Origin of the sequence: Achromobacter veterisilvae, from assembly GCF_900496975.1 — a bacterium.
GTDB lineage: Bacteria > Pseudomonadota > Gammaproteobacteria > Burkholderiales > Burkholderiaceae_B > Achromobacter > Achromobacter veterisilvae.
Map to the genome: position 1 here is coordinate 110,601 of NZ_UFQC01000009.1, position 24,845 is coordinate 135,445.

The 24,845-nt window shown below is 67.8% G+C and carries 23 protein-coding genes; 13 read left to right on the plus strand and 10 right to left on the minus strand.

The features are described 5' to 3' along the window. Positions 1-41 precede the first annotated feature (41 nt). Positions 42-1,484 (plus strand): 23S rRNA (uracil(1939)-C(5))-methyltransferase RlmD, encoded by a 1,443-nt coding sequence (gene rlmD / locus AVE30378_RS10270; protein WP_129240750.1) that lies wholly within the window; start codon positions 42-44, stop codon positions 1,482-1,484. A gap of 22 nt (positions 1,485-1,506) precedes the next feature. Here rlmD and cueR read toward each other — a convergent pair whose 3' ends face one another. Further along, positions 1,507-1,899 carry a Cu(I)-responsive transcriptional regulator gene (cueR, locus tag AVE30378_RS10275; RefSeq protein WP_129240751.1) on the minus strand — a complete coding sequence of 131 codons (393 nt, stop codon included), beginning with the start codon at positions 1,897-1,899 and terminating at the stop codon, positions 1,507-1,509. A 124-nt stretch (positions 1,900-2,023) separates the two neighbouring features. On the opposite strand from cueR, the gene AVE30378_RS10280 reads away from it, so the two are divergent. From AVE30378_RS10280 to AVE30378_RS10290, 3 genes are all read left to right on the plus strand, one after another. Next, a complete protein-coding gene (locus AVE30378_RS10280; protein WP_129240752.1) occupies positions 2,024-2,224 on the plus strand; it encodes a heavy-metal-associated domain-containing protein in 201 nt (66 codons plus the stop codon). Between the two features lie 171 nt (positions 2,225-2,395). Then, positions 2,396-3,124, plus strand: a complete 729-nt coding sequence (locus tag AVE30378_RS10285) for a glutathione peroxidase (RefSeq protein WP_129240753.1) — start codon at positions 2,396-2,398, stop codon at positions 3,122-3,124. 200 nt (positions 3,125-3,324) lie between these two features. Further along, positions 3,325-4,761: a dihydrolipoyl dehydrogenase gene (locus AVE30378_RS10290; protein ID WP_129240754.1), complete on the plus strand. Its 1,437-nt coding sequence runs from the start codon at positions 3,325-3,327 to the stop codon at positions 4,759-4,761. 297 nt (positions 4,762-5,058) lie between these two features. Here AVE30378_RS10290 and AVE30378_RS10295 read toward each other — a convergent pair whose 3' ends face one another. The 3 genes from AVE30378_RS10295 to AVE30378_RS10305 are packed head-to-tail and all read right to left on the minus strand — an operon-like array spanning position 5,059 to position 8,052. Further along, a complete protein-coding gene (locus AVE30378_RS10295; RefSeq protein WP_129240755.1) occupies positions 5,059-5,949 on the minus strand; it encodes a 23S rRNA (adenine(2030)-N(6))-methyltransferase RlmJ in 891 nt (296 codons plus the stop codon). A 13-nt stretch (positions 5,950-5,962) separates the two neighbouring features. Next, positions 5,963-6,712 carry a glycerophosphodiester phosphodiesterase gene (ugpQ, locus tag AVE30378_RS10300; protein WP_129240756.1) on the minus strand — a complete coding sequence of 250 codons (750 nt, stop codon included), beginning with the start codon at positions 6,710-6,712 and terminating at the stop codon, positions 5,963-5,965. 47 nt (positions 6,713-6,759) lie between these two features. Further along, positions 6,760-8,052, minus strand: a complete 1,293-nt coding sequence (locus AVE30378_RS10305) for a M20/M25/M40 family metallo-hydrolase (protein ID WP_129240757.1) — start codon at positions 8,050-8,052, stop codon at positions 6,760-6,762. A gap of 353 nt (positions 8,053-8,405) precedes the next feature. Here AVE30378_RS10305 and AVE30378_RS10310 point away from each other — a divergent pair, with 353 nt between their 5' ends. Next, entirely contained in the window at positions 8,406-10,367 is a 1,962-nt protein-coding gene (locus tag AVE30378_RS10310; protein WP_129240758.1) for a SurA N-terminal domain-containing protein, read from the plus strand. Between the two features lie 214 nt (positions 10,368-10,581). Here the strand turns inward: AVE30378_RS10310 and AVE30378_RS10315 are convergent, their stop codons facing one another. Beyond that, the gene (locus tag AVE30378_RS10315) at positions 10,582-11,229 is read right to left on the minus strand and encodes an arylesterase (protein WP_165360144.1); all 648 of its coding nucleotides are present in this window, start codon (positions 11,227-11,229) and stop codon (positions 10,582-10,584) included. Here AVE30378_RS10315 and AVE30378_RS10320 point away from each other — a divergent pair. Then, a complete protein-coding gene (locus tag AVE30378_RS10320; RefSeq protein WP_129240759.1) occupies positions 11,228-11,905 on the plus strand; it encodes an ABC transporter ATP-binding protein in 678 nt (225 codons plus the stop codon). The genes AVE30378_RS10315 and AVE30378_RS10320 overlap by 2 nt on opposite strands. A 121-nt stretch (positions 11,906-12,026) precedes the next feature. Here AVE30378_RS10320 and AVE30378_RS10325 read toward each other — a convergent pair whose 3' ends face one another. From AVE30378_RS10325 to AVE30378_RS10335, 3 genes are read right to left on the minus strand one after another with little or no spacing between them, the layout of a single operon-like run. Next, a complete protein-coding gene (locus AVE30378_RS10325; protein WP_129240760.1) occupies positions 12,027-13,010 on the minus strand; it encodes an ABC transporter substrate-binding protein in 984 nt (327 codons plus the stop codon). Positions 13,011-13,032: 22 nt separating this feature from the next. Continuing rightward, positions 13,033-14,679, minus strand: a complete 1,647-nt coding sequence (locus AVE30378_RS10330; RefSeq protein WP_129240761.1) for an ABC transporter permease — start codon at positions 14,677-14,679, stop codon at positions 13,033-13,035. A gap of 13 nt (positions 14,680-14,692) precedes the next feature. Continuing rightward, positions 14,693-15,769 carry an ABC transporter ATP-binding protein gene (locus AVE30378_RS10335; protein WP_129240762.1) on the minus strand — a complete coding sequence of 359 codons (1,077 nt, stop codon included), beginning with the start codon at positions 15,767-15,769 and terminating at the stop codon, positions 14,693-14,695. Between the two features lie 245 nt (positions 15,770-16,014). Here AVE30378_RS10335 and AVE30378_RS10340 point away from each other — a divergent pair, with 245 nt between their 5' ends. The 3 genes from AVE30378_RS10340 (at position 16,015) to AVE30378_RS10350 (ending at position 18,056) form a co-directional block, all read left to right on the plus strand. Beyond that, the gene (locus AVE30378_RS10340) at positions 16,015-16,923 is read left to right on the plus strand and encodes a LysR substrate-binding domain-containing protein (RefSeq protein WP_129240763.1); all 909 of its coding nucleotides are present in this window, start codon (positions 16,015-16,017) and stop codon (positions 16,921-16,923) included. Between the two features lie 15 nt (positions 16,924-16,938). Next, positions 16,939-17,673 (plus strand): phosphoserine phosphatase SerB, encoded by a 735-nt coding sequence (gene serB, locus AVE30378_RS10345; protein WP_129240764.1) that lies wholly within the window; start codon positions 16,939-16,941, stop codon positions 17,671-17,673. Between the two features lie 77 nt (positions 17,674-17,750). Beyond that, a complete protein-coding gene (locus tag AVE30378_RS10350) occupies positions 17,751-18,056 on the plus strand; it encodes a hypothetical protein (protein ID WP_129240765.1) in 306 nt (101 codons plus the stop codon). Between the two features lie 15 nt (positions 18,057-18,071). Here AVE30378_RS10350 and fabV read toward each other — a convergent pair whose 3' ends face one another. Together fabV and AVE30378_RS10360 are read right to left on the minus strand one after the other, a co-directional pair. Beyond that, positions 18,072-19,262 carry an enoyl-ACP reductase FabV gene (gene fabV / locus AVE30378_RS10355; protein WP_129240766.1) on the minus strand — a complete coding sequence of 397 codons (1,191 nt, stop codon included), beginning with the start codon at positions 19,260-19,262 and terminating at the stop codon, positions 18,072-18,074. A gap of 103 nt (positions 19,263-19,365) precedes the next feature. Then, positions 19,366-20,325: a DMT family transporter gene (locus AVE30378_RS10360; protein ID WP_129240767.1), complete on the minus strand. Its 960-nt coding sequence runs from the start codon at positions 20,323-20,325 to the stop codon at positions 19,366-19,368. Positions 20,326-20,411: 86 nt separating this feature from the next. On the opposite strand from AVE30378_RS10360, the gene AVE30378_RS10365 reads away from it, so the two are divergent. From AVE30378_RS10365 to AVE30378_RS10380, 4 genes are all read left to right on the plus strand, one after another. Beyond that, the gene (locus AVE30378_RS10365) at positions 20,412-21,317 is read left to right on the plus strand and encodes a LysR family transcriptional regulator (RefSeq protein WP_129240768.1); all 906 of its coding nucleotides are present in this window, start codon (positions 20,412-20,414) and stop codon (positions 21,315-21,317) included. Positions 21,318-21,674: 357 nt separating this feature from the next. Beyond that, positions 21,675-22,721, plus strand: a complete 1,047-nt coding sequence (locus AVE30378_RS10370; protein WP_129240769.1) for a TRAP transporter substrate-binding protein — start codon at positions 21,675-21,677, stop codon at positions 22,719-22,721. Between the two features lie 162 nt (positions 22,722-22,883). After that, entirely contained in the window at positions 22,884-23,504 is a 621-nt protein-coding gene (locus AVE30378_RS10375; protein ID WP_129240770.1) for a TRAP transporter small permease subunit, read from the plus strand. Then, a complete protein-coding gene (locus tag AVE30378_RS10380) occupies positions 23,501-24,784 on the plus strand; it encodes a TRAP transporter large permease (protein WP_129240771.1) in 1,284 nt (427 codons plus the stop codon). The genes AVE30378_RS10375 and AVE30378_RS10380 overlap by 4 nt, the downstream gene beginning before the upstream one ends. Positions 24,785-24,845 lie beyond the last annotated feature (61 nt).

The window sequence follows — 24,845 nt, forward strand, 5'->3', positions numbered from 1 at the left end:
TTTTACAATATTGGGTTGCGTGTAATTCTGGACTGCGTGAGATGTCTGACGTTTTGAGTATCGAATCCCTGGACCTGGAAGCCAGGGGTATCGCCCGCCGCGACGGGAAAGTCGTATTCGTGGAAGGCGCCTTGCCGGGCGAGCGGGTCTCGACCGTCACGGTGCGCCGCAAGCCTTCGTACGAGATCGCGCGCGTGGATGAAGTGCTGCGGCCGTCGTCCCAGCGCGTCGTGCCGCGCTGCCCGCATTTCGGCGTCTGTGGCGGCTGCGCCATGCAGCACCTGGAACCCAGCACGCAGGTGGCCATCAAGCAGCGTTCGCTGGAAGACACGTTCTGGCACGTCGGCAAGCTGCGCCCCGCGCGCATCCTGGCGCCGCTGCAAGGCCCGACCTGGGGCTACCGCTACCGCGCGCGGCTGTCCGTGCGCGTCGTGCCGAAGAAGGGCGGGGTGCTGGTCGGCTTCCATGAACGCAAGAGCAGCTATGTGGCCGACATGCGCGAATGCCACGTGCTGCCCCGCCACGTCAGCGACCTGCTGCTGCCGCTGCGCGCGATGATCGCCTCCATGTCGGCGCCGGACCGCATGCCGCAGATCGAAGTGTCGCTGGGCGAAGGCGTGACCGCGCTGGTCCTGCGCCACCTGCTGCCGCTGACCGACGGCGACATCGCCATCCTGCGTGCCTTCGCCGCCAGGCATAACGTGCAGTGGTGGCTGCAGGCCAAGGGTCCGGACACGGTGCATCCGCTCGAGCGCGAGCACGACGACACGCTGGCCTACACCATGCCGGAATTCGGCCTGCGCATGCCGTACCGTCCCACCGACTTCACGCAGGTCAACCACGCCATCAACCGCGCGATGGTGTCGCGCGCGCTGACGCTGCTGGAAGTGCAGCCGACCGATCGCGTGGCCGACCTGTTCTGCGGCCTGGGCAACTTCACGCTGCCGCTGGCCACGCAGGCCCGCGAGGCCGTGGGCGTGGAAGGCAGCAAGGCGCTGACCGACCGCGCCCATGACGCGGCGTCGCGCCACGGCCTGGGCGATCGCACCAGCTTCGCGACCTTGAACCTGTTCGAAGTGGACGTGGACTGGCTGCGCGGCCTGGGCTATTTCGACCGCATGCTGATCGACCCGCCGCGCGAAGGGGCGCACGCGGTGTCGCAGGCGCTGTCGGAACTGGCGCCGCAAGAGCGCCCGCGCCGCATCGTCTACGTGTCCTGTAATCCGGCCACGCTGGCGCGCGACGCCGCCATCCTCGTGCATGAAGGCGGCTACGTGCTCAAGAGCGCGGGCGTGATCAACATGTTCCCGCACACGGGCCACGTGGAATCCATCGCCGTGTTCGAGTCGCTGGACGCGGAGGGCGTGCGCGACGTGAAGGAACGGGCGCGCGAGCGCGCCGCCAAGGCCGCCGCCGACGAAGCCGCCAAGCTGGCCGCCGCGGCCGCGGCGGAAGCCGCCGCCGCCGTGCCGGCCGAAGGCTGATCCGGCGGGCCTGGGCGCCGCGTCAGTGCGAGCGGCCCAGGCCGTCGAGAATGGGGCAGTCCGGCCGGTCGTCGCCGTGGCAGTGCTGGGCAAGGTGCTTGAGCGTGGCCGCCATGTCGCGCAGCGCCTCGGCCTTGCGCTCCAGTTCCTGCACGTGTTCGAGTGCGATGCGCTTGACGTCGGCGCTGGCGCGGCTGCGGTCTTTCCACAGCGCCAGCAGCTCGTTCATCTGTTCCACCGAAAAACCCAGGTCCCGCGCCCTGCGCACGAAGCGCAGCGTGTGCAGGTCGTGCTCGCTGTAGACGCGATAGCCCGAATCCGTGCGCACCGCGGGCCCGATCAGGCCGATGCCTTCGTAGTAGCGGATCATCTTGGCGGAAATGCCGGAGCTTTTCGCTGCCTGGCCGATATTCATGGCGGGACTCCTGTCGTCGGTACGGCCCATTCTACGCTTGACCTTGACACAATTGGAAGGTTTAAGCTGTGTTCACGGTGGACGGAACCGCGTCCGCCTGTCCTGAATTCCTCTGGAGATAGACATGAGCATCGAGTTCCAAGTGCCCGACATGACCTGCGGCCATTGCGTCAAGACCATCACCGGCGCGGTGAACCAGGCCGCGCCGGGCGCGACCGTGACCGTGGACCTGCCGTCGCACCGCGTGACCGTGACGGGCGCCGGCGAGGCGGACAAGATCGAGGCTGCCATCCGCGAGGCCGGCTACGCGCCGTCGCGCGTGTAGTCTCCCTGGCCGCCGGCCGCGTTATGATAGTTGGCGTCTGGCGGCCTTATTTTCTTCATTGTTTAAAACTATTAATCAATTTAGTTTATTAAATTTGATTAATTGATAGTTAAGATTTATCATTCTTTCCATGGTGGTTGAACAAGACCCCGCAACCCAAGGAGAGTTTGAATGCTGCAAAACCGCGAAGGCCAACGTGTCCCGAACGTAACGTTCCCCGTCCGCCAGGAAAATGCCTGGAAGAAGGTCACGTCGGACGATCTGTTCAAGAACAAGACCGTCGTGGTCTTTTCGCTCCCCGGCGCCTTCACGCCGACCTGCTCCTCCACCCACCTGCCGCGCTACAACGAACTGGCGCCCGCCTTCTTCGCCGCCGGTGTGGACAGCATCGTGTGCGTGTCGGTCAACGACACCTTCGTCATGAACGAGTGGGCGAAGGACCAGGAGTCCGCCAACATCACGCTGCTGCCCGACGGCAACGGCGAGTTCACCGAAGGCATGGGCATGCTGGTCGACAAGAGCGACCTGGGTTTCGGCAAGCGTAGCTGGCGCTATTCGATGCTGGTCAAGGACGGCGTGGTCCAGAAGATGTTCATCGAGCCGGAAAAGGAAGGCGACCCGTTCGAAGTGTCGGACGCCGACACCATGCTGGCCCACTTCGCGCCGTCGGCGAAGAAGCCCGACCAGGTGGTCGTGTTCTCCAAGCCGGGCTGCCCGTTCTGCGTCGAAGCCAAGGCGCTGCTGGACGCCAAGGGCTACGACTCGATCGAGATCCCGCTGGAAAACAAGGTCCGCGGCCGCGTGATCGGCGCCGTGTCCGGCAAGGGCACCGCTCCGCAGGTGTTCATCAACGGTTCGCTGGTCGGCGGCCTGGAAGACCTGAAGGCGCACTTCGCCTAAGCGCCTGGCGGGGCAGGGGCGCCAGCCCCTGTCCGCCGGCCGGGCCGCCCCGCGGCCCGGCATCCCCCGAATTTCCCTTGTTCCGCATCTTCGCGCGGCCCCCGACGGCGCCGCGGGACGGCGTTCGTCCCGAGGATGCGCAACAAGGCGGAATGCGCCTTGCAAATCCTGCTCCACGACATACCGGGAGATACCCAGACATGAAGACTCTGCATACCGATATCGCCGTCATCGGCGCCGGCACCGCCGGCCTGGCCGCCTACCGCGCGGCCAAGGCCGCGGGCAAGCGCGCGCTGCTGATCGAGGGCGGCCCTTATGGCACGACCTGCGCCCGAGTGGGCTGCATGCCGTCCAAGCTGCTGATCGCCGCCGCCGAGGCGGCCCACGGCGCCGCCCACACGGAAGCCTTCGGCGTGCACGTCAACGGCGAAATCAGCGTGGACGGCGCCGAGGTCATGGACCGCGTCAAGCGCGAACGCGACCGTTTCGTCGGCTTCGTGCTGGAAGGCGTCGAGAACATTCCCGCCGAAGACAAGCTGCGCGGCTACGCCCGCTTCCTGTCCGACACCGTGCTGCGCGTCGACGAGCATACCGAGGTGCATGCCTCCCGCGTCGTCATCGCGACCGGCTCGCGCCCTTCGGTGCCGCCGCCGTTCCGCGCGCTGGGCGACCGGCTGGTTGTGAACGACGACGTGTTCGCGTGGGACGACCTGCCGCGCCGCGTCGCGGTGTTCGGCCCCGGGGTGATCGGCCTGGAGCTTGGACAGGCGCTGGCCCGGCTGGGCGTGGACGTGCGCGTGTTCGGGGTCAGCGGCAGCCTGGGAGGCATCAGCGATCCCCAGGTCCGCCTGGCCGCGCGCAAGGTTTTCCAGCGCGAGTTCTATCTGGATCCGGACGCCCGGGTGCTGGAGACCTCCCGCGTGGGCGACGAGGTCGAAGTGCGCTACGTGGCGCTGGACAATAGCGAGCGCACCGAGCGCTTCGACTACGCGCTGGTCGCCACGGGCCGCCGCGCCAACGTGGACGGGCTGGGCCTGGAGAACACCTCATTGGCGCTGAACGCGCAAGGCGTGCCGGTGTTCGACCGCGAAACCATGCAGGCGGGCGACTCGCCCATCTTCATCGCGGGCGATGCCAACGCGGACGCGCCGCTGCTGCACGAGGCGGCCGACGAAGGCCGCATCGCCGGCGAGAACGCGGCCCGCTACCCGGAAGTGCGCCAGGGCCTGCGCCGCGCGCCCCTGGCCGTGGTGTTCTCGGACCCGCAGATCGCGCTCGCCGGCAAGGGCCACGCGCGGCTGATCCCGGGCACCTTCGTGACAGGGGAGGTGGACTTCGGCGACCAGGGACGTTCGCGCGTCATGCTGAAGAACCGAGGCATGCTGCACGTCTACGCGGACATCGAGACCGGGCGTTTCCTGGGCGCGGAGATGGTCGGCCCCAGCGCCGAGCACATCGGCCACCTGCTGGCCTGGGCGGTTCAGCAGGAACTGACTGTGGCGCGCATGCTGGAAATGCCGTTCTATCACCCCGTGATCGAAGAGGGCCTGCGCACCGCGCTGCGCGACGCCGCGGCCAAGCTGGCACGGGCGCAGGAAGCGCTGCGCCGCGAGGAACCGGAAAGCGAATTGGCTTGATGGGAGTAAAGGCCGGACCGCGATGGCTGTCGGGCGCTCGGCACGGGTCCAGGTGTCTGACACCCGTACGAAATGCACGTCATTTTGTTATGGCGCCTCCCGGGTGTCAGACACCCGCAACCCAGTGTCAGACACCCGGCAAGGCCGTCTCCACCTGGGCCGGCATTTCACAAGGGTGTCAGACACTTGCCGCAGCGATGGGTATATCCAGGTGTCTGACACCCGTACGGGACGCACGTCATCTCGTCACGGCGCCTCCCGGGTGTCTGACACTTGCCGCAATGCCGCGCGCCGGACTTACTCGTCCGCGTGCTTCTTGGGAACGGGGAAGGGATTCTCGCGGTATTGCAGCGTGAATCCCGCGCGCTCGTCCTGGCCGAGCGTGCGCGCCAGATAGGGCATGGCCGGCTTCAGGGCGTCGTGCAGCGTCCAGGGCGGGTTGATCAGGAACATGCCGCTGCCGTGCAGGCCGTAGCCGTCGATGGCGGCCTTCTTGACCGTCAGCGTGGCGTGCAGCCAGCTCTTGACCTTGAGGTTCTCGAAGTGGCGCGCCATTTCGCTGGCCTCGCGGCGCTGCACCAGCGGATACCAGATGGCGATGGTGCCGGTGGCGAAGCGCTTGACGCATTCCTTGACGGTGATGAGCGTGCGCCGGTAGTCGTTCTTGTCTTCGTAGGAAGGGTCGATCAGCACCATGCCGCGGCGGGTGGGCGGCGGCAGCAGCGCCTTGACGCCCTCGAAGCCGTCGTCGCCGTAGATCGTGGTCTGGCGCAGCGCCGTGCGGCCCTGGTGCTCGAGGTTGGAGACCAGCGTGTCGATCTCGGTGGGATGCATTTCGAACAGGCGCAGCCGGTCGGAGGGACGCATGGCGTCCAGCGCCAGCCACGGCGAACCGGGATAGCGCTTCAGGCGGCCGTTGGTGTTGTAGTCGCGGACGCGCGCCACATAGTCCGCCAGGATCGGGGGCAGGTCCTGGGCTTCCCAGAGGCGGCCGATACCGTCCGCGAATTCCGAGGTCTTGGACGCCCAGTCGCTGTCCAGGCTGTACAGCCCGGCGCCCGCGTGTGTGTCCACGACCCAATAGGGCGCGTCCTTTTTGTTGAAGTAATCCAGCGTGTGGACCAGGATGGCGTGCTTGAGCACGTCGGCGTGGTTGCCGGCGTGGAAGGCGTGGCGATAGCTGAACACGGGGCGCTCTGCCTCAGGCGGCCGGCCGGATCGCGGCCAGCTCGTCGGTGAAAATGCCGTCGATGCCCCAGTCGAGCAGCAGGCGCGCGCGTTCCGGGTCGTTGACGGTCCAGGCCGCGATACGGTAGCCGGCGGCGTGCACGGCATCGATGAGTTCGCGGGTCGCGTCCTTCTGGTTGATGTTCAGCGCCACGCATTCGTACTTGGCCAGGCGCTCGCGCCAGTCGGCGGGGACTTTTTCCACCAGCAGGGCGCGCGGCAGTTCCGGCGCGGCCTCGCGCGCGGCCGCGAGCGACTCCTCGGCGAACGAGGACAGCAGCGGCTGCGTGGCGGCGCCTTGCCACAACTGGCGGGCCGCCAGCGCCGCGGCGCGGCCGGTTTCGGCTTCGCGGCCCGGGCAGGGCTTGATCTCGACGTTGCTGGCGATGCCGTTGGCGACCGTATAGCGGGCGGCCGCGGCGAACGTGGGCAGCGGCTCTCCCGCATAGGCGGCCGAGTGCCAGCTTCCGAAGTCCAGTTGGGCCAGTTCCGAGTAGGTCTTGGCGGCCGCCGGGCCCGTGCCGTTGGAGGTCCGGTCCACGTCGTCGTCGTGCATCAGCACCAGCACGTTGTCGCTGCTCAGCTTGACGTCGTATTCGAACATCGTGAAACCGTGCTCGGCGCCGACGCGCATGGCGGCCAGCGTGTTCTCCGGGGCCAGCCGGCCGCCGCCGCGGTGGGCGATGTAGCGGGAATAGGGCCAGGAGGGGAGGGTTGCGCTCATGGGGGTGTTGCTATCAGGTTCTTTTGGACAGGGTTGCAAGGATACTCCTACTTCGCGGGCGCCTTGCCCTGCGAGACGTCCATGATCATCCGCGCCGCCAGGTACAGGCGCGGCACGATGCTGTCGATCTGGATGTACTCGGCGTCGTTCGAGTGGGCGCCGAAGCCGCTCAGCCCCATGCCCTCGATCACGGGGCCGCGCGCCTTCAGGGCGGCGAAGGCGGCGTCGGTGCCGCCGCCACTGGCGCGGTCCACCACTTTCAGGGGCAGGTCGAGTTCTTTGTAGATCTCCACGCCGTGCCGGGCCAGGGCGCGCGAGGCGGGGGTGGCCTCCAGCGGCGGGCGGCGGACTTCGAACTTCACGCTGACTTTCGATTCGGGCAGCAGCTTCTTCTGGATGCCTTCCTCCAGGCTGCGCGACAGCGCGTCGAAATCGGAGACGCGCAGCGCGCGGGCGTCGGCCTGGGCGGTGGCCAGGCCCGGAATGACGTTGCGGTTGGTGCCGGCCTGGGCCACGGTCCAGTTCAGCTTCAGCCCTTCCTCGGGCTTGGACAGCTTGTCCAGTTGCAGCAACTGGTGCGCCAGTTCATAGAGCGCGTTGACGCCGCCTTCGGGGCGGGCGCCGGCATGCGAGGTCTTGCCCTGCACCGTGAGGTAGGCCGCGCCGATGCCGCTGGTGGCGAGCGTCAGGCGCGCCTCGGCCCCGCCGCCTTCGAACGAGAAGACGGCGTCCTGGTCGGCGCCCAGGCGGGTGATGGTGCTGCGCGCGCCGGGCGAGCTGATTTCCTCGTCGCCGTTGATCAGCACGGTGAGAGTGCCGTAGTCCGCGAAGCCCAGCTTCTGCAGCAGGGCGACGGTGTGCAGGATCAGCGCCACGCCGTGCTTGTCGTCGGCGATGCCCAGCCCGTAGGCCTTGCCGCCGTCGATGCGGAAGGGCTGGTCCTTCAGCATGCCGTTGCGGTAGACGGTATCCATGTGGGCGATCAGCATGATCTTTTTGTCGCCCTTGCCCTTGAACTCGGCGTGGACCATGGGCCCGACCTTCTCGGGCGTGTCGTCCAGGCGGAAGACGTCGGTGGCGGCCAGGATCTCGACGGTACCGCCCAGCGCCTTGAGGCGGTCGCGGATCAGTCCGGCGATGCGTTCCACGCCTTCGACGTCCTTGCTGCCCGATTCGATGCCGACCAGGTCGCGCATGGTGTCCAGCATGCCTTGCCGCTGCGCCTGGGCGGCTTCATGGACGGCGGCGACCGGCGCGGCCAGCGCGGCGTGGGCGCCGCCCAGGAAGGCCAGGGCGGTACAGGCGCGCAGGACGAGCGGGCGAAGAGACGGGAGCGGCATCGGCGGTAACCTCTGTGCGTGGGGGACGGGGCCCGGCTTCGGGCAAACCCTGACAGGCCACGATACGGGGCGGGCGGGGCCGCGGAAATGGTGATTCCCCGGGTTGACGGCGCCCCGATTCCATGCGGGCCGGGCCGGGTTTCCGGGCCGATCGCGTGCCCGCGCGGGGCTTCTGCCCGGGGGAACCGGCCCCGAGCGCCGTCGGGCCTCCAGGACGAATGAGAAATGCTAAAATCCGCCCGCTGATCCGGTCATGACCGGTATGGGAATAGGGCGAATCGGGTTCGCCTTTTTTTATGCGTTTTCGTGCGGCTCCGGGCGGATACCCCCCGGGGCGCGGCAACAGGGATTCCATGTTCGAATTTATTCGCAGCCATCGGCGCTGGATGCAGCTCATTCTGCTGCTTCTGATCGTGCCGTCCTTCTTCCTGGTCGGGATTCAAGGCTATGACAGTTTCATGCGGCAGGAGCCGGAACTGGCCACGGTCGCCGGGCAGCCGGTTTCGCGCGCCGAGTTTGACCAGGCGCACCGCAACCAGCTCGAGCAGTTCCGCCAGCGCCTGGGCGCGCAGTTCGACCCGGCCGTGATCGACACGCCGGCGCTGCGCGAAGGCCTGCTGAACCAGTTGATCAATCAGCGCCTGCTGGCCAACGTCGCCATCGACAACCGTTTCTCGGTGTCCGATGAAACGCTGCGCAACACCATCGCCGCGATTCCGGAAGTCCAGGACAACGGCCGCTTCTCGGCCGAGCGCTACCGCCAGGTGCTGGCCGCGCAGGGCATGTCGCCCACGTCGTTCGAAGCCGGCCTGCGCCGCGACCTGGCGGTCGCCCGCGTGCTGGAGCCCGTCGGCCAGTCGGCCCGCGCGCCCGCCGAGGTCGTGGCCTCGCTCGAAACGGCCCTGACCCAGATCCGCACGGTGCAGCTTCGCCGCTTCGCGGCCTCGGACTACCGTTCGCAGGTCAGCGTCAGCCCGGCCGACATCCAGTCCTGGTACGACGCCAACAAGCAGCAGTTGCAGGTTCCCGAACAGGTCCAGGTCCAGTACGTGGTGCTGGACGAGGCCGCCGCCACGCAAGGCGTGCAGGTCAAGGACGAGGATCTCGCCGCCTACTACGAACAGAACAAGAACCGCTTCGGCCAGCCCGAACGCCGCCGCGCCAGCCACATCATGATCGAGCTGGCTCCCGGCGCGACGGAAGAGGCCCGCAAGGCCGCCCGCGCCAAGGCCGAAGACCTGGCGAAGCAGGCCGCCGCCGACCCGGCGCAGTTCGCCGAACTGGCGCGCAAGAACTCGCAGGACGCGGGCTCGGCCGCCAATGGCGGCGACCTGGGCTGGCTCGCTCCCGGCATGCTGTCCGGCCCGCTGGAGAAAGCCATCTTCGGCCAGGCCAAGGACCAGGTCTCGGGCGTGATCGAAAGCCCGTCCGGCCTGCACATCGTCAAGGTCACCGAAATCCAGCCCGCCGCCGTCAAGCCGCTGGCCGAGGTCAAGGACCAGATCACCGCCGAAGTCCGCAAGCAGATCGCGGCCGTGCGTTTCTCGGAGATGGCCAGCCAGTTGAACAAGCAGGTCTACGACCAGCGCGACAGCCTGCAGCCCGCCGCCGACACCGTCGGCCTGAAGCTGCGCACCGCGTCCGGCGTGACCCGCGAAGGCCTGCTGCCCGCCGACAAGGCCGGCCCGGGCTCGGCCGCCGACAGCCCCGACGCCGCGCTGCTGGACAATCCCCGCGTGCGCCAGGTGCTGTTCTCGCCCGACGTGCTGCGCGAAAAGCAGAATTCGGGCGTGATCGAACTGTCGCCCGACACCATGCTGGCCGTGCGCGTCGCCGCGGTCGAGCCGGCGCACGTGCCGCCGCTGGACAAGGTCGCCGAGTCGATCCGCGCCAGGCTGCTGGACGAGCGCTCGGCGGAAGCCGCCAAGAAGGCCGGCGAGGCCGCCCTGTCCGAGGACAAGGCCAACCCGGCCGCCGCGCCGGAAGGTTTCGCCGCGCCCGTGGCCGTGTCGCGCCAGGATCCCAAGGACCTGCCGCGTCCGGTGCTGGACGCCGTGATGCGCCTGTCCGCCGGCACGCTGCCCGCCTATACCGGCGTGCAGTCGGGCGCGGACTACACGCTGGTGCGCCTGGAGAAGGTCGAGGCCGGCAAGGTCGACCCGGCCGACAAGGAGCGCCTGGCGCAGCAGTTGTCGGGCGCCTGGGGCCAGGCCGAGAACGAAGCGATGATCCGCATGCTGCGCGAGGAGTACAAGGTGCAGGTGCTGCCCGCCGCCGCCGAGGTCATCCGCGGCGACCAGCCGGCCGCGGGCTGATCGCGGCCCTTCCGGAAAGTGTCTGACACCCAGGGTAGAGGCGCTTCGGCATGAGATGCCGGGCCCAGGGTGTCAGACACCAGCGAATGGCGCCGGTCTCAGCGCTGTAGGCATGTGTCTGACACCCCTGGAAAGACGCCCTTCAGCCTGAGACGCCGTGCATGGGGTGTCAGACACCATCCGGAAAGTGCCTGACACCGGCGAGCCCGGCGCCTCAGTCCAGCAGCGGCCGCAGCGTCGGCCACACGTTGTCCAGCAATTGGGGCTGGGCATCCTCGTTGGGATGGATGCCGTCAGCCTGGAACATCGCCCGGTTCGTTGCGATACCTTCCATCAGGAAGGGCACGAGCCGGGCGTTTTCGTCTTTGGCGACCGTGGGGAACACCTGGGCGAAGCGCTGGGTGTAGTCCCGGCCGTAGTTGGGCGGGATCTGCATGCCGACGATCAGGACCCGGGCGTCGGCCTGGCGGGCGGCCTGCGCCATGGCGCGCAGGTTCTGTTCGGTCATCGCGAGGGGCAGGCCGCGCAGCGCGTCGTTCGAACCCAGTTCCAGCACCACCACGGCCGGCGCGTGCTGGCGCAGCAGGGCGGGCAGGCGCGCGACGCCGCCGCTGGTCGTGTCGCCGCTGATGCTCGCATTGACGACCCGGTAGTTGGGGTATTGTTCGGACACGCGGGCCGACAGCAGGGGCACCCAGCCGGTGCCGCGCTTGAGGCCGTATTCGGCCGACAGGCTGTCGCCCAGGACCAGGACGGTGCGCGGCGCGGAACCCTGGGCCGCCGCGGCGGTCTGAGCGTGGGCGGGAACCACGGCCGCGAAGGCCGCGGCGGACACAAGAAGCAGACGGGAAAATAGGCGCATGGATAGCAAGAATTCGATCGAGGTGAAAGGGCTGGGCAAACGGGTGGCCGATGCCGGCGGGACGCTGTCTATCCTGGAAGACATCGATTTTACGGTCGAGGCCGGCAGCGCGGTGGCCATCACCGGCAGCTCCGGTTCGGGCAAGTCCACCTTGCTGGGACTGCTGGCGGGGCTGGATGTTCCCAGCACGGGCAGCGTGCGCCTGGCCGGGCAGGACCTGTTCGCCCTGGACGAGGACGGCCGCGCGCGGCTGCGCGCCAATCACGTGGGGTTCGTGTTCCAGTCCTTCCAGTTGCTGCCCAACCTGACCGCGCTGGAGAACGTGATGCTGCCGCTGGAGCTGGCCGGGCAGCCCGCCCGCGAGGCGGCGCAGGCCATGCTGGAGCGGGTGGGGCTGGGCGCGCGCCTGCATCATTACCCGCGCACCCTGTCGGGCGGCGAACAGCAGCGCGTGTCGCTCGCCCGCGCCTTCGTGGTGCGGCCCGACCTGCTGTTCGCCGACGAGCCCACCGGCAGCCTGGACGCCGCCACCGGGGTGACGGTCATCGACCTGATGTTCGACCTGCACCGCGAGCACGGCACCACGCTGGTGCTGGTGACCCACGATCCCGACCTCGCCGCCCGCTGCGGACGCCAGTTGGTGCTGGCCGCGGGCCGGATGGCCGACGGCGCCTGACACCGCGGGCGGTCCTTCTAGGGGAGCTGCAAGCCCGCGCAGCGCAAAAATAGCCGCCCCGCCGCCGGGCCGCCCCAAGGTGGGGCAAAGCGAGCGAAGCGAGTGCGGCGTGGGGCTTCTCTTACTTTGCTTTCGCGACGGCCTGGTTCCAAGCTGCAACTACCGCCTCATACTCGGTGGCCGCGGCTTCCTGGCTGACCGGGAAGATCTTGATGGTCTTCAGGTCGGGCAGGGTGGTCAGGCTGGCCACCGCCACGTCGGTGCGCGTCGGGCGGCGGAAGTTCTTCACCAGTTGCGCTTCCTGAGATTCCTTGCTCAGCAGGCCGTCGTACAGCGCCTTGGCCGCGTCCAGGTTCTTCGCGCCCTTGATGATGAACATGCCTTCGGGCGCCAGGTAGCTGCCTTCGGTCGGGTACACCAGCTTGATTTCCTTCTGGCCGCCCGCCACGTACTCCTGCGCGGCGTATTCCAGCGTCATGCCCACGGCGTACTCGCCGGCAGCCACGCCCTTGTAGGTGGTGCCGGACGAGGCGGTGACGACCGCGTTCGCCGCGATCTTGTCCAGGCCTTCCTGGCCGAACTGCTTGTACAGGCCGTACACCAGCATGTAGGCCGTGCCGCTCTTGGACGGATCGGTGATGGCGAACTTGTTCTTCCACTGCGGCTGCATCAGGTCGGACCAGGTGGCGGGCGCGGGCAGGCCCTTGAGCTGGCGCTCGTTGACCATCATCACCATGACGTGCACGTTCGTGCCCACCCACAGGTCGTCCGGGCCGCGGAATTCGGCCGGGACCTTGTCCAGGTCGGCCGGACGGTAGGGCTGCAGGTGCTGGCGGTACGCGCCCAGCGTGCCGAAGCCGCCGCTCCAGAACAGGTCGCCGCGCGGATTCTGCGACTCGGCCTCGATGCGCTTCATCATCGTCCCCGTGCCGCCGGTGACCGGCTGCACGTTCAGCTTGGGCGACTTCATCTTCACCGCGTCCAGCGCGGTTTCGATTGTTTCCGTATTGTTGGACGAATAGAGCACGACATTCTGGGCATGGGCGGCGCCGGTTGCCAGGGCCGCGGCCAGGACGCTGTACTGAAGGAGGTGCTTGAGTTGCATGGGTAGCCTCTGTGCGAGTGGGTTATTTGCCGGAGAACAGCTTGATGCGGAACGCCTTGACCGACACGATGATGGGCAGCACGATCACGGTGACCAGCGCCGCGCCGTAGGCCGACGCCATGCCCAGCCTGCCGCCGTCGACCTGGCGGAAGATGGCGATGGGCATCGTCTCCAGGCCGCCGCTGTAGGCGACGATGGAGGCCGACAGCTCGGAGATCGTCGTCAGCCACATCAGGATGGCCGCCGAGATGATCGACGCCTTCATGGCGGGCAGGACCACCTTGAAGAAGGTCATGAGCGGGGATACGCCCAGGCTGATCGAGGCTTCCTCGATCGACTCGGGAATGTTGAACAGCACCGACGAGGCGTTGCGGACCGCGAAGGGCAGGCGCCGCACCGTGTAGCACAGCACCATGATGCCGGAGGTGCCCGCCAGCACGAGCCAGCCGGTGTTGAAGGTCTGCACCAGGGCGATGCCCAGCACCGTGCCGGAGATGGTCAGCGGCAGCACCACGATGTAGTCCAGCACCTGCGTGGACGCGCTGCGCTTCTTGATCGTCAGGTAGCTGACCAGCACCGCGAAAGCGACGCCCAGCACCGTGGCCAGGGACGCGAACTTCAGCGAATTCAGGATGGGTTCCGGCGCCCCGTGCAGCGCGCGCTGCATGCTGGCCAGGGACCATTGCCCCCATTGCATGACCGGCCCGCTGGTCTTGGTGAACGCCGCGATGAAGACGACGATGAGCGGCAGCAGCGAAATGAAGATCACCAGGCCCACGCCGCCGGTATACAGCATGGCGTTCCAGGACCGCACGCGCACGGCGGCCGGGGCGCGGCCCTGCGTCATCGTGTAGACCTTGCGCTCGACCACGCGCTTCTGGAAGAACAGCACGATGGCGACGATGGCGATGGACACCACCGACATCGCGCTCTGCAGCGTCGGGCTTCCGCCCATTTCGCTCACGAAGGTGTTGTACGTCATGACGGACAGCAGCGGCACGCGGCTGCCCAGCAGCATCGCCAGCGCGAAGTTGCCCACCACCAGCGTGAACACGACCAGCGCGTTGACCAGCACCGCGGGCAGCAGCACCGGCACCAGCACGCGCAGCTTGGTCAGGAACGGCGGCGTTCCCAGGCTCAGGCCCGCTTCCTCCAGTTGCCCGTCGAAGCCGCGCAAGGCGGCCAGCACGCCCAGGTAGATGTAGGTGTAGTAGACGAGCGTCATGGAGAACAGCATGCCCGTCCAGCCGTAGAACGACGGCAGCGAGATGCCGGCATCGCCCAGCAGGTTCGTCAGGATGCCGTTGTTGCCCAGGATCAGCAGCCAGGACTGGCCCACGATGATCTCGGGGATGACGATGGTCAGCACCGGCAGGATGGCCACCAGGTTCTTCAGCGGGAAGTCGTAGCGCGCCACCATGTAGGCGAACGGCACGCCCACCAGCACCGTGCAGACCGTGACCGCCAGGCCCAGGATCAGCGTATTGCCGAAAGCCTCGACGTACTGCGAGTCGGCCAGCAGGGCCTGGAAGCCCTCCAGCGAAAAGCCGCCGTCCTGCCCGGTGACGCTGTTGCCGAAGAGCACGCCCAGCGGATAGAGCACGAAGAACAGCAGCAGGGCCAGGCTGATCGCGGTGAGGATGCCCCAGGGCCACCATTGGATTTTCATGGCGGGCGCGTCCTCAGGCGTTGACGACGCGGCTGTCGGCCGGGATCAGCACCTGCACGGCCTCGCCCGGCTGGAACTGCGCCACCATGTTGCCGGCATGCAGTTCGACGCGGATCTCGGCGCCGTTGTCCAGCGCGATCCGGTAGGCCGTCTTGAAGCCCAGGTACTGCCGCCGCAGCACTTTGCCGGGCAGGGTGTTGGGCACGTAGGGCGTGGGGGCCATCAGGGCCAGCTCTTCGGGACGCGCGATCAGCACGCCGTTCTCTCCCAGCCGCTCGCTGCCTTGCATGCCGTCGAAGCCCAGCCCGCAGAGTTCGTAGCGGACGTGGCCGGCCGGGGCGCCGGCCTGGCCGTTCCTGGCCGGCACGGGAATCACGTTGGCCGAGCCGATGAAGTCCGCCACGTAGGCGTTCACCGGCGTGCCGTAGAGTTCCTCGGGCGTGCCCAACTGGGCGATGTCGCCGTGGTCCATGATCGCGATCCGGTCCGACATCGCCAGCGCCTCTTCCTGGTCGTGCGTCACGAAGACCGTGGTGATGCCGGCTTCGCGCACCAGGTCCAGGATCACGTCGCGCATCTGCAGGCGCATCTTGGCGTCGAGATTGGACAGGGGCTCGTCCATGAGCAGCACGCGCGGCCGGATCACCAGCGCGCGCGCCAGGGCCACGCGCTGGCGCTGTCCGCCGCTCATCTGCGCGGGGTAGCGGTCCGCCAGCGCCAGCAGTCCCACCTTGTCCAGGGCTTCGTTGGCGCGCCGCGCGGTCTCGGCGCGCGCCACGCCGCGGGCGCGCAGGCCGTAGGCCACGTTGTCGAAGGCGCTCTTGTCGGGGAACAAGGCGTAGTCCTGGAACACCATGCCGATGTCGCGGCGGTGCGCGGACACATGGGTCACGTCGTCCTGGTCGAACAGCAGGCGTCCGCCGTCGGGCGCGTAGAAGCCGGCGATGCAGCGCAGCAGGGTGGTCTTGCCGCAGCCGCTGGGGCCCAGCAGCGTATAGAACGCGCCGTCCGGGATGTGCAGGGACAGATTGCGCAGCACCTGCTGCCCGCCGAAGGTCTTGACGATGCCGTCTACCGTGATTGATGCCATGTTGGGTTCCTGCCTGGGGTTGTCGGCATCATAGGAAGGGGCCCGCCCGGCGACCAGCAGTGTTTTTTAAGGCGTGGCGTTAGATTTTCTAAGAGGTCGGCGGCCGGCCTATCCCCTAGAATGCGGCTGGACAGGGCGCGCGCGCCGGCAATGGCGCGCCGACAATAAATAGACGACAAGGGTAAACGTGGGAAAGAGCAGCACAGCGAGGCGCCGGGCGGGCGCCCGGGCGGGCCTGGCCTGAGATGGCGGGGCCGAGCCTGCCGCCGCTGAAGGCCTTGCGGGTGTTCGAAGCCGCGGCGCGTCTGCGTAGTTTCACCGCGGCCGCCGACGAACTGAGCATCACGCACAGCGCGGTCAGCCAGCAGATCCGCATTCTCGAAGAGTATGTGGGGCAGCCCCTGTTCGCGCGCGAGGCGCGCGGCGTCGCGCTGCTGCCCTGCGCCCAGGCGTATTTTCCCGAGGTCCAGGCCAGCCTGGAACGCATCGCGGCGGCCACCGCGAAGCTGAAATCGCCCGCCTACGGCGGCGTGCTGCGCGTGTGCGCCACGCCGTCGCTGACCATGAAGTGGCTGATTCCGCGGCTGTCGGCGTTCCAGGCGCGGCATCCGGGCATCGACGTGCAACTGACCACGCAAGGGCGCCCGTTCCTCGACCGGGGCGGCGATACCGGCAGCGATGTGCTGATCCGCCACGGCTACATGGCGCATTCGGAGCTGGCCTGCGTACACTGCCTGGACGACTTCCACGTGCCGGTGGCGTCGCCGCGCTTCATCGAGCGCAACCGGCTGGCCGCGCCGGCGGACTGCCTGGGGCATCCGCTGCTGAAGATATCGGGCGGCATGGACCACTGGCCGCGCTGGTTCGCGCTCGCGAAGGTGGACGTGCCCGCGCAATTGCCCGGACCGGTCTTCGACCATCAATTCCTGTGCATGCAGGCCGCCATGAACGATCTGGGCATCGCGCTGGCTCCCTGGTGCCTGCTGGACGACGATATCCGTGCCGACCGGCTGCGGCCGCTGTTCACGGAACCGCAACTGCCCAACGCCGGCATCCATGCGCTGTACCGGCCCGACGGCCCGGCCGCGGCGTCGGCGCAATTGTTCATCGAATGGCTCTGCGCGCAAGGGCGCGGCCCTTCCCAACCCGGATAGACAAGGACTTTCCCCATGCTGTTGCCCAAGACGACCCCCGGCCTGCACTGGCGCGGCATCGAGCCGCCGCTTGCGTTGTCGGACTACCGGCTCATCGCCTTCGACATGGACTCCACCCTGATCTCGATCGAGACGCTGGACGAGATGGCGGACCTGATGGGCAGGAAAGCGGAGGTGGCGGCGCTGACCGAGGCCGCCATGCGCGGCGAGATCGTGGACTACAAGCAGAGCCTGCGCGAGCGCGTGGCGCTGCTGGCCGGCATGCCCGAGGCCGCGCTGGACGAGGTCTACGAACAGCGGCTGCGCATCAACCCGGGCGCCGAGACGCTGATCGCGGCGTGCAAGGCGGCCGGCCTGACCTGCCTGCTGGTGACCGGCGGCTTCACCTGCTTCACCGACCGGCTGCGCGTGCGCCTGGGGCTGGACGACGTGCGCGCCAATGTGCTGGAGGTAGAGGACGGCCGCCTGACGGGCAGGCTGCTGCCGCAAGCCTGGGGCGACATCTGCGACGGCGAGGAAAAGCGCCGCAAGCTGCTGGAAGTGTGCGCGGCCCTGGGGGTGGGGCCGGAGCGCGCCATCGCCGTGGGCGACGGCGCCAACGACCTGCCGATGATGCGCGCGGCCGGCCTGTCGGTGGGCTATCGCGCCAAGCCGGCGGTGCGCCAGGAGGTGAACGTGGCGATCGATACCGGCGGCCTGGACCGGCTGCTGGAATTATTCCGGCCGAGTAGTTGTTTTCCCGACGTATAGTTTTTCAAGACGACGCCGTAATCAGAAGTAAGGAAGGTGAACCCGCCTTCCGGACTTGCCTGCGCTCAGGAGTCGTCATGACTATTCACACTTTGACGCGTGCGTTGTCTGTTATCTCGTTGCTGGTTCCCGTCGTCGCCAGCGCCCAGAGCGGCATGATCCGCTTCACCGGCGCCATCGTGGAGCCCGCGGCATGCAAGGTCGAAATGAAGGGCAATACCGGGGGGAAGGGGGTTCCCCGGGTGAGCTGTTGGGCGTCCGCCGACCGGCCCGCCACGCCCGCCGGGAACCGCGTCAAAGTCAGCACAAGCGTCTCGACGCCGGTTCCGTGGCCGGACGGCAGCGTGCGGCGGCACAAGGTCGTGACGCTCGAATACTTCTGACGCAACCCGATCCGGTCAGACCAGGCCGCGGATCTCCACGGCCGGCTCGACGTCGGCCTCGTAGTCCACGCCGTCGATCTCGAAACCGAAGAGGCGCAGGAATTCCTGCTTGTAGCCGGCGTAGTCCGTCACCTGGTAGATATTGTCGTTCGAGACCTGGTTCCACAGCGCCTGCACGCGGTCCTGCACCTGGGGATCGAGTTCCTTGCGGTCGGCGCGCAGGCGGCCGTCCTGGTCCAGGATCGGGGCCGGGCCGCAAAGGCTGTCGCGGTAGAGGCCGTATACCTGCTCGATACAGCCTTCGTGCGTGCCTTGCTCCTTCATGACCTTGAAGAGCAGCGACAGGTACAGCGGCATCATCGGGATCGCCGAACTGGCTTGCGTCACCACCGCTTTCAGCACCGACACGCGGGCGTCGCCGCCGCGCGCGGCCAGCTTGGCGCGGATGTCCAGGACCTTCTGGTCCAGGTCCTTCTTGGCCGCGCCGATCGAGCCGTTCCAGTAGATGGCGTGGGTGATCTTCTCGCCCAGGTAGGTGAACGCCGTGGTCGTGGCGCCTTCGGCCAGCACGCCGGCGGCAAGCAGCGCGTCGATCCACATCTGCCAGTCTTCGCCGCCCATGACCGCGACGGTGGCGTCGATTTCGGCCTGCGTGGCCGGTTCCAGCACGGAATCCTTCACCGCTTCGCGGCCGGTGTCCAGGCCGCGCAGGCTCACGGGGGCGCCGATGGGCTTGAGCGTGGAATTGAAGACCTCGCCGGTCCGGGGGTGGATGCGGCGGGGCGCGGCCAGGCTGTAGACCACCTGGTCGACCTGGCCCAGGTCGCGCTTGATGGTGTCGATGGTTTTCTGTTTGATCTCGTCCGAGAAGGCGTCGCCGTTGATGCTCTGCGCATACCGCCCTTCGGCGTGCGCGTGCTCGTGGAAGGCGGCGGTGTTGTACCAGCCCGCCGTGGCGGGCTTGCCGTCCTCGGGCGGCCGCTCGTAGAACACCCCCAGGGTTTGCGCGCCGCAGGCGAACGCCGCGCTGATCCGCGCGGCGAGCCCGTAGCCGGTCGACGCCCCGATCACCAGGACGCGCTTGGGCCCGCCCGCTATCGGCCCCTGCGCCTTGACGTAGTCGATCTGGTTCTTGACGTTGGCGGCGCAGCCGACGGGGTGGGTGGTCACGCAGATGAAACCGCGCACACGGGGCTTGATGATCATGAAGGCCTCGATTCGGGGGATGCCGGGGGGAGGAGCCCCTGCCGCTGAGCGCAAGAGCGACCCGCATTGTACGGGAGGCGCCCGCGGGACGCCCGCCGCCCGGTCAGCGGGCGCGGGCGTCCGCCAGGGGCGCGGCCGGCGCGCGGCCGCGGCGCCATTCCACCACGCCGATGCAGATGCCGCTGGCGCAGATGATGGCGATGCCGAGCCAGGTCAGCGCGTCGGGGAAGTGGCCCCACACCAGCCAGCCGACCGACGTGGCGCTGATGATCTGCAGGTAGACGAAGGGCGCCAGCGTGGAGGCCGGGGCGCGGCGATAGGCCGCGATCTGGAACAGATGGCCCAGGCCGCCGGTGATGCCGGTGGAAATCAGCAGGACCCAGTCCATCGGCGCCAGCGCCCGCAGCACCGGCAGGGCGGGCGGCAGGATGAAGGGCAGGGCGAGCGTCAGGAAGGCGGTGCCCACCGCGCCGCTCCAGATCAGCGAGGTGAACGGGTCGTCGCCCGCGACGCGCCGGGTCGCGATGAACTGCACCGCGAAACAGCAGGCGGTGATCAGGCCGAAGATCGTGCCGACCGGATGCAGCCCGCCGCCCGGGCGGATCACGATGACCACGCCGATGAAGGCCACGCCGGCGGCGATGAACCGCGACAGGCGCGCCGGTTCCTTGAGGACCCAGGGCGCGGCGGACAGCACCAGCAGCGGCGCGAGGAAGTTGATGGCGGTGGCCTCGGCCTGCGGAATGTAGCTCAGCGTCGTGAAGAACATCAGCGTGGCGAGGAACATCGAGCCGCCGCGGATGATCTGCTCGCGCGGCTTGTTGCTGCGCAATACCCCCAGCCCGCGCGCGGGCAGCACCAGGGCCAGCACCAGCAGCAGGTGCACCGCGTAGCGGAACCACGACAGCACCAGCAGCGGCACGCCCGCGTTCATTACCCACTTGCCGCTGGCGTCCAGGCAGGACAGGGTCCACATCGAAAGCACCAGCAACAGCACCCCGACCATCGGGCCGCGGGCGGCGGGCGCGCCGGAGCGCGGACGACCGTTATCGGCCGGGGTCATCGGAAAACTCCTTAGTTTGGGGCACTGTTCCAGGGCACTGACGGGCGGCTGACATGATACGCTCATCGCGCCGGGGGAACAGGCTCATGATCGAATTACGCAACATAGAAACTTTTTTCTGGGTGGCCACGCTGGGCAGCTTTCGCGCCGCGTCGGAAAAGCTCAACACCACGCAGCCTGCGGTATCGCAGCGTATCGCCTCGCTGGAGGCGGACCTGGGCGTGCGCCTGTTCGAGCGCGACGCGCGCGGCGTCAAGCTGACCGGCAAGGGGCACGAACTGCTGTCGCACGCCGAGCGCATGCTGCAGGTGCGGCGCGACATGTTCGAGGCCGCGCGGGAGCAGAACGTCATGACCGGCACCGTGCGCATCGGCGTGGCCGAGACCATCGTGCAGACCTGGCTGCCCACGCTGATCGAACTGATCCACACGACCTATCCGGCGCTGGTGCTGGAGATCGAGGTGGACACCACCCACGTGCTGCGTTCGCACCTGATGTCGCGCCAGATCGACCTGGCCTTCCTGATGGGGCCCGTGCTGGAGGCGCGGGTCGAGAACCTGGCGCTGTGCACGTATCCGCTGGCCTGGGTGGCCAGCCCCGCGCTGGACCTGGGGCCTGAACCGCTGACCCTGGAGCGGATCGGCAGGCTGCCCATCATCACCTATCCGTCCAACAGCGCGCCGTACCGCGTCGTGCGCGACATGCTGACGCGGGCCGGCGTGACCGCGCCGCGCATGTACGGCAGCGCGTCGATGTCGATGGTGGTGCGCATGACGCAGGACGGGATCGGCACCAGCGTCATCGCGCCGGTGTTCCTGGGCAAGGAACTGGCGCGGGGCGAGCTGCGCATCCTGCGGGTGGAGGCGGACCCCTTGCCGGAACTGAGTTTCACGGCGACCTGGGTCCAGGGGCCCGACAGCCACGCCGTGCGCATCATCGCGCAGATGGCGCAGAAAGTGGCCGGCCAGGCCGACGGCGGCACACCCCTCTAGGGGCTGCGCGGGGCGCTTCCGAAGGCCGCGGGCCCTAGGTGTTTTCCCCAGCAGACGATGCCCCTTTTTCAATCGTGGGCCATCCGGGCGCATTCGAGCGGGCCGCCGCCGCGGCCCGCAAAGCCGCGCTGCCGCGTCGTTTGCGGAAAATGCCGCGCGCCGCGCCGGCGAGACCCAAGAAATATTTATACCCCCGTATCGCAACATACGATTGGACGCCCCAGGGCCCTGAGGATGCAATGGCGGCGCACCAACAATGATCGCGGGGCTCCTGACTTCCCGGCAGCCATCCGCGCGCGACGAGGATAACGGGATCCCGCGCGCGGCATACCATCCCGCCAGCTAGGAGTTTTGTCCATGAAAAAGTCTCTGGTTTTCGCCGCCGTCGCCGCCAGCCTGCTGGCCGGCGCGGCCCAGGCGCAGGACCTGCCCAAGACCCACTTGAAGGTCGTGGGGGGATTGAGCAACCTGACCGCCTATAACGATTACGAAAAGCCGTTCTGGACGAAGACCGTTCCCGAGCAGTCCAAAGGACAGATCACGGCGGATATCAAGGGCTTCAACGAAATGGGCCTGAAAGGCCCCGAACTGCTGCGCCTGATGTCGCAGGGCGTGGTGGAGTTCGGCACCGCCACCCTGTCGTACTTCGCCAGCGACAACCCCATCAACGAAGCGATCGACCTGGCCGGCCTGGCGCCGGACGCCAAGACCGCGCGCGCCGTGACCGACGCCTTCGAGCCGGTCTACGCCAAGCTGTACGGCGAAGGCAACAACGTCAAGCTGCTGGGCATTTCCACCTATCCCGCCCAGGTGCTGTTCTGCAACGCCGAGATCAAGGGCCTGGCCGACCTCAGGGGCAAGAAGGTGCGCACCAGCAGCCGCACCACCGCCGAGTTCGTCGAGGCGCTGGGCGGCTCCAGCGTGACCATGGCGTTCGGCGAAGTCGTGCCGGCCCTGCAGAACAAGGTGGTCGATTGCGCCATCACGGGTTCGCTGTCGGGCTACTCGGCCAAGTGGTACGAGGTGTCCACGCACCTGGTGGCCCTGCCGATCAACTGGAACCAGCAGATCCATGCCGTGAACCAGAAGGCCTGGGACAAGCTGGATCCCAAGGTGCGCACCTTCCTGCAGACCAATGTGAAGACGCTGGTCGACAACATCTGGGACGCCGCGGCGCGCCAGACCCAGGAGGGCTATGACTGCAACACGGGCGCCGCCGAGTGCCCGTACCCGGTCAAGGGCAAGATGGTCCTGGTCCAGCCCACGGACGCGGATCGCGAACTGCTCAAGAAGGTCACGCAGGACGCCGTGCTGCCCAAGTGGGCGGCCCGCTGCTCCGCGCAATGCGTGAGCGACTTCAACGCCACCATCGGCAAGACGCTGGGTGTGACCGCCAAAAAGTAGGTCCCCCCCCGAAAGTAGGCCCCCCCCGGAAGCGCTTCGCGCTTCCCCCCCAGGGGGGCATGCCTGCGGACCGGCGAAGCCGGCTCCGCGGCATCCCGATGGGGGCCGCTTGTTACATCGATGGGGAGGCGATGCGTGCCTCGCCCCGCAAAGGTTCCATTCATGACTCAATCCGAACACTTCCGCCTGCTCGGCGCTTTATTGCGGCGCGCCGAGAGCTTCTCTCGCGCGGCCGTCTGGGCCGGCGGCGCCTTGACGGTGGCCAGCGTGCTCCTGATCTCGTTCGACGTGCTGGCCCGCAAGTTCCTGGGCTTCACGACGGGCGGCGCGGACGAGCTGTCCAGCTACGCCTTCGCCATCAGCACGTCCTGGGCGCTGGCCTTCGCCACGCTGCAGCGCGCCAACGTGCGCGTGGACGTGGTCTATCAGCATCTGCCGGTGCGCGTGTCGGCCGTGCTGGACTGGATTTCCGTGGTGGCGCTGGCCGTCTTCATGGTGTTCCTGACCTATTACGCCTATGACGTGGTGCAGACTTCCTGGGTGCAGAAATCCGCCGCCAATACGCCGTTGGCCACGCCCTTGTGGATTCCGCAGGGCCTCTGGATGCTGGGCTTGGTCTGGATGTGCATCACCGTCGCGCTGATGCTGGTGCGCGCATCCGCCGCGCTGGTCACGGGCGATATCGAACTGGTGAAGCAGATCTGCGGCGTGCGTTCGGCGCAGGAAGAGGCCGACGAGGAAGCCGCCGCCGGCGAACGCATGGTGAAAGGAGAAGCCGCATGATCGCCACCGCCTTGATTCTGCTGCTGGTGCTGATCGGCATGTCCATTCCCGTGGGCGCGGCGCTCGGCGTGCTGGGCCTGATGCTGGACCCGCTGTTTTCGATGCTGCCGCTGTCGCGCGCGATCGGCGAACTTTCCTGGTCCGCGAACAACGAGTTCCTGCTGGTCGCGATCCCGCTGTTCATCATGCTGGGCGAAATCCTGCTGCGCGCGGGATTCGCGGAGCGCATGTACGGCGCGATGAGCCTGTGGCTGTCGTGGCTGCCGGGCGGGCTGATGCACGCCAACATCGGCGCGTCGACCTTGTTCTCGGCCACCTCCGGCTCCAGCGTGGCCACCGCGGCCACCGTGGGCACGGTCGCGATTCCGCAGATCCGCAAGTACGGCTACAACGAACCCCTGTTCCTGGGCAGCCTTGCCGCCGGCGGCACGCTGGGCATCCTGATTCCGCCCTCGATCAACCTGGTCATCTATGGCGTACTGACCAATTCATCGGTGCCCAAGCTGTACCTGGCCGGCATTATCCCGGGCCTGGTCATGGCCGCGCTGTTCATGCTGACCGTGGGGATCTCCTGCCTGGCCAAGCCGGAGTGGGGCGGCAAGAAGATCCACGCGACCTGGGGCGAGCGCTTCAGGAGCCTGGTGCACCTGGCGCCGCCCCTGGGCATCTTCCTCCTGGTGGTGGGATCCATCTACGCCGGGCTGGCGACGCCGACCGAGGCCGCCGCGCTGGGCGTGCTGGGCGCGCTGGTCCTGGCCGCGTGGTTCCGGCGCCTGTCCTGGTCGATGCTGCGCGAAGCGATGGAAGGCACCATGCGTTCGACGGCCATGATCATGCTGATCGTCATCGCCGCCAGTTTCCTGAACTTCGTCCTGTCCGCCACCGGCCTGACCGACGCGCTGACGCGGTCGATCACCGGCCTGGGCATGTCGCCGGGGTGGATGCTGCTGATCGTGATCGTCTTCTACCTGGTGCTCGGCTGCTTCATGGAAACGCTGTCCATGATGATCACGACGATCCCCATCGTGGCGCCGATCATGATCGCGCTGGGCTTCGACCCCATCTGGCTGGGCATCGTGATCATCGTTCTGGTCGAAGCCGCGCTGATCACGCCGCCGGTCGGACTGAACCTGTTCGTGGTGCACAGCCTGCGCAAGAGCGGTTCCATGAGCGCGGTGATCGTCGGCAGCCTGCCGTTCGTCGCGGCCATGTTCGTGATGCTGGCCTTGCTGGCGTTCTGGCCCGACCTGGCGCTGTGGCTGCCGCGCGTGTTCGGTTGACGCGCGTTTCCACGGACACCTTCCGGGCGCGGCGGGCCGCCGCGCCGTTTACCTCCTAGTT